Source organism: Kitasatospora sp. NPDC056531, from assembly GCF_042794375.1.
GTDB lineage: Bacteria > Actinomycetota > Actinomycetes > Streptomycetales > Streptomycetaceae > Kitasatospora.
Genome location: NZ_JBHTTU010000226.1, coordinates 1 through 4415, shown reverse-complemented (window position 1 = coordinate 4415; position 4415 = coordinate 1). Strand labels below are relative to the sequence as shown.

2 protein-coding genes are annotated in these 4415 nt (G+C 71.7%); one reads left to right on the top strand and one right to left on the bottom strand.

Going from position 1 to position 4415, the window contains the following annotated elements; all coding sequences use genetic code 11:
• Window positions 1-196, bottom strand: a 196-nt coding sequence (locus tag ACFQ87_RS44670) for a hypothetical protein (protein ID WP_380616786.1), incomplete at its 3' end; no start/stop codon positions are given.
• Between ACFQ87_RS44670 and ACFQ87_RS44665 the strand changes: the two genes are divergently transcribed.
• On the top strand, window positions 110-4415 hold a 4306-nt coding region (locus ACFQ87_RS44665; protein ID WP_380616785.1), incomplete at its 3' end, for a type I polyketide synthase. The two genes, ACFQ87_RS44670 and ACFQ87_RS44665, sit on opposite strands and share 87 nt — an antisense overlap.

The window sequence follows — 4415 nt, the reverse complement described above, 5'->3', positions numbered from 1 at the left end:
GGTGTCGGGTGTTGAGGATCAGGTGGCGGTGCGGTCGTCGGGGGTGTTCGGTCGGCGGTTGGTGCGGGCGCCGTTGGCTGGTGCTGGTGCTGGTGCTGGTGGTTGGGGTGTGGGTGGGTCGGTGTTGGTGACGGGTGGTACGGGTGGGGTGGGTGCGTGTGTGGCGCGGTGGTTGGTGGGTGTGGGTGCGGAGCATGTGGTGTTGGTGTCGCGTCGTGGGTTGGGTGCTGAGGGTGCGGTGGAGTTGGTCGCGGAGTTGGAGGGGTTGGGGGCTCGGGTGTCGGTGGTGGCGTGTGATGTGGCTGATCGTGGGGCGTTGGAGGAGGTGTTGGCGGGGATTCCGGAGGAGTTGCCGCTGTCCGCGGTGTTCCACCTGGCAGGCGTCGCGGACTTCGGCGAGGTGCTGGAGATCGGTGCCGAAGAACTCGCCTACCAGTACGCCGCCAAGGTCGAGGGCGCGCGGCACCTGGACGAGCTGACCGCGGACCTGGACCTGGATGCGTTCGTGCTGTTCTCCTCCGGCGCCGCGATCTGGGGCAGTGCGGGCAACGCGGCCTACGCGGCGGCCAACGGGTACCTGGACGGCTTGGCCCAGGAGCGCCGGGCGCGCGGCCTGACCGCGACCTCCATCGCCTGGGGCGGCTGGGGATCCGGCGGCATGCTGCAGGACCACGGCGAGACGGCCGAGCGGCTGGCCCGACTAGGTCTGCGGTCGATGGACCCGGACATCGCGATCAACGCCCTGGAGCAGGCGCTCGCGAACGACGAGACCCTGCTCACCGTCACCGACATGGACTGGGAGCGGTTCGCGCCCGGCTACATGATCGCCCGGCACCGTCCGCTGATCGAAGACATCCCCGAGGTCCGCCGGGCCCTGGAGGCGGTCGCCGACCCGGCCGCGGACGACTCCGTCGCCGGAGCGCTGCGCGAACGCCTGGCCGGGCTGCGCGAGGCGGAGCAGCGGACGGTCCTGTTGGAGCTCGTGCGGTCCGAGGCGGCACTCGTCCTCGGGCACGCCTCGGCCGAGGCGATCACGGAGGCCAAGCCCTTCCAGGAGATCGGCTTCGACTCGCTCACCGCCGTCGAGTTCCGCTCCCGGCTCAACACCGTCACCGGGCTGCGGTTGCCCGCCACCCTGGTCTTCGACCACCCGACCCCGTCGGCGCTCGCCGAACTGCTCCGGGACGAACTCCTCGGCACGGGCGCGGCCGTCGGCCTGCCTGTGCCGGTGCGGGCGCAGGACGACGAGCCGCTGGTGATCGTCGGCATGGCCTGCCGGTTCCCGGGCGGTGTCACCTCGCCGGAGGACCTGTGGCGCCTGGTCGCGGAGGGCCGGGACGAGACCTCCGCGATGCCGGTCGACCGCGGCTGGGAGCAGTGGCTCTCCGGCGATGTGCGGCGCGGCGGATTCCTGCACGACGCCGGCGACTTCGACGCGGCCTTCTTCGGTATCTCGCCGCGTGAGGCGGGCGTCATGGACCCGCAGCAGCGGCTGCTGCTGGAGACCTCCTGGGAGGCCCTGGAGCGCACGGGCGTCGACCCGTCGTCGCTGCGCGGCAGCCGGACCGGTGTGTTCGTCGGCGGCACGGCCCAGGAGTACACAGCCCTGCTGATGACCATTCAGGACACCCAGGGCTTCGGCGTGACCGGATCCTCGGGCAGCGTGATGTCGGGGCGGTTGTCGTACGTGCTGGGCCTGGAGGGTCCGGCCGTGACGGTGGACACGGCGTGCTCGTCTTCGCTGGTGGCGCTGCACCTGGCGAGCCAGGCCCTGCGCAACGGCGAGTGCGATCTGGCGCTGGCCGGTGGTGTGACGGTTATGGCGACTCCCGCGACCTTCGCGGAGTTCTCCAAGCAGGGCGCCATCGCCGCCGACGGCCGGTGCAAGGCGTTCGCCCAGGCGGCGGACGGGACCAGCTGGGCCGAGGGCGTCGGCATGGTGGTGGTCGAGCGGCTTTCGGACGCGCGGCGCAACGGGCACCCGGTGCTGGCGGTGGTCCGGGGCAGCGCGGTGAACCAGGACGGCGCGTCGAACGGTCTGACGGCGCCGAACGGTCCGTCGCAGCAGCGGGTGATCCGCCAGGCGCTGGCCAATGCCGGGCTGTCCGCCGCCGAGGTGGACGTGGTGGAGGCGCACGGCACGGGTACGACGCTGGGTGACCCGATCGAGGCGCAAGCGCTGCTGGCGACCTACGGTCAGGACCGTCCCGCCGACCGCCCGCTGTGGCTCGGCTCGCTGAAGTCGAACATCGGCCACGCGCAGGCCGCGTCCGGTGCCGCAAGCGTCATCAAGATGGTCATGGCGATGCGGCAGGGCGTGCTGCCGAAGACGCTGCACGTGGACGAGCCTTCGCACCAGGTGGACTGGTCGGCGGGTGCGGTGGAGTTGCTGACGGAGACCCGGGAGTGGCCGGAGACCGGCGCGCCGCGCCGGGCGGGCGTCTCCTCCTTCGGGCTGAGCGGGACCAACGTGCACCTGGTGCTGGAGCAGGCGCCGCCGGCCGAGTCGGTGCCGGTGGCCGAGGAGCCGGTGTCGGTTCCGGTGCTGGGTGGTGCGGTGGTGCCGTTGGTGGTGTCGGGCCGCAGTGAGGCGGCGTTGCGGGAGCAGGCGCGGCGGTTGGGTGCGGTGCTGGCGCGGCCGGGGGTTCGGCCGGTGGATGTGGCGTGGTCGTTGGCCTCGGGGCGCTCGCGGTTCGAGGAGCGGGCCGTGGTGGTCGGCGACTCGCCCGAGGAGCTGGCCTCGGGACTGGAGGCGATCGCGGCCGGTGAGCGTTCGGGCGCGGCGGTGTGGGGCCGGGCGCAGGACGGCCGGGTGGTGTTCGTGTTCCCGGGTCAGGGGTCGCAGTGGGTGGGGATGGGTTGGGAGTTGTGGCAGTCGTCGGTGGTGTTCGCCGAGTCGATGGCCGCGTGTGAGCGGGCGTTGGCGCCGTTCGTGGACTGGTCGTTGCGCGATGTGGTGGCGGCCGGTGAGGACGATGCCCGGTGGGAGCGGGTGGATGTGGTGCAGCCGGTGCTGTGGGCGGTGATGGTGTCGCTGGCGGTGCTGTGGCGTTCGCTGGGTGTGGAGCCGGCCGCGGTGGTGGGTCACTCGCAGGGCGAGGTCGCTGCCGCGGTGGTGGCCGGTGCGCTGTCCGTGGAGGACGGCGCGCGGGTGGTCGCGGTGCGCTCGCAGCTGGTCGCCGAGCGGCTGTCCGGTCTGGGCGGGATGGTGTCGGTCGGTGCGGCGCTGGCGGTGGTGGAGGAGTTGCTGTCCGGCTTCGAGGGCCGGGTGTCGGTGGCGGCGGTGAACGGTCCCACCTCGGTGGTGGTCTCCGGTGAGCCGCGGGCCCTGGACGCGCTGGTGGCGGACTGCGGGGAGCGGGGGGTTCGGGCGCGGCGGATCGCGGTGGACTACGCCTCGCACTCCGTGCAGGTCGAGGCGCTGGAAGCGGAGCTGCTGGAGGCGCTCGCGCCGGTGAAGCCGGCCTCGTCCTCGGTGGCGTTCTACTCCACCGTCACCGGCGAGCCGATCGACACCGCCGTCATGGACGCCGGCTACTGGTACCGCAACCTGCGCGAGACCGTCCAATTCGACCTGGTGGTGCGGGGGTTGCTGGAGTCCGGGCACGGTGTGTTCATCGAGGCCAGCCCCCACCCGGTCCTGATGGTGGGGATGCAGGAGTGCGCGGAGGCGGTCGAGCGGGATGCGGTGGTCCTGGGCTCCCTGCGTCGTGGTGAGGGCGGCGTTCAGCGCTTCCTGAGGTCCCTCGCCGAGGCCCATGTTCACGGTGTCGAGGTGGATTGGGTGTCGGTGCTGGGTGGGCGTGGTGGTCGGTGGGTTGGGTTGCCGACGTATGCGTTCCAGCGGGAGCGGTTCTGGTTGGAGACTTCGGGGCTTGGTGGTGCGGGGGCGGTTGGTGCTGCTGTCGGTGGCGGGGATGTGGACGGTGGGTTCTGGGATGTGGTGGAGCGGGGTGATGTGGGTGAGTTGGCGGGGTTGTTGGGTGCTGGTGATGAGGTGGATCTGGGTGCGGTGGTGCCGGTGTTGTCGTCGTGGCGGGAGCGTTCGCGGGAGTTGGCGGTGGTGGATGGCTGGCGGTATCGGGTGGTGTGGCGTCCGGCGTCGGTGAGTTCGGTGTCGTCGGCCGTTCCGACTGGTGTGAGTGGTTCGGGTGTGTGGTTGGTGGTTGTGGGTGCGGATGGGGTGGATGAGGGTTGGGGTGCTGCGGTGGTGGAGGGTTTGGTGGGGTTCGGGGCTCGGGTTCGGTCGGTGGTGGTGGAGGCCGGCGCGGGGCGTGAGGTGGTGGCGGGGTGCGTGCGTGAGGTGGTGGCTGAGGTTGGTGCGGTGGCTGGTGTGGTGTCGTTGTTGGGGTTCGATGAGCGGCCGGTGGTGGGGCTTGCGGGTGTGTCGGTGGGGTTGGCGTCGTCGTTGGTGT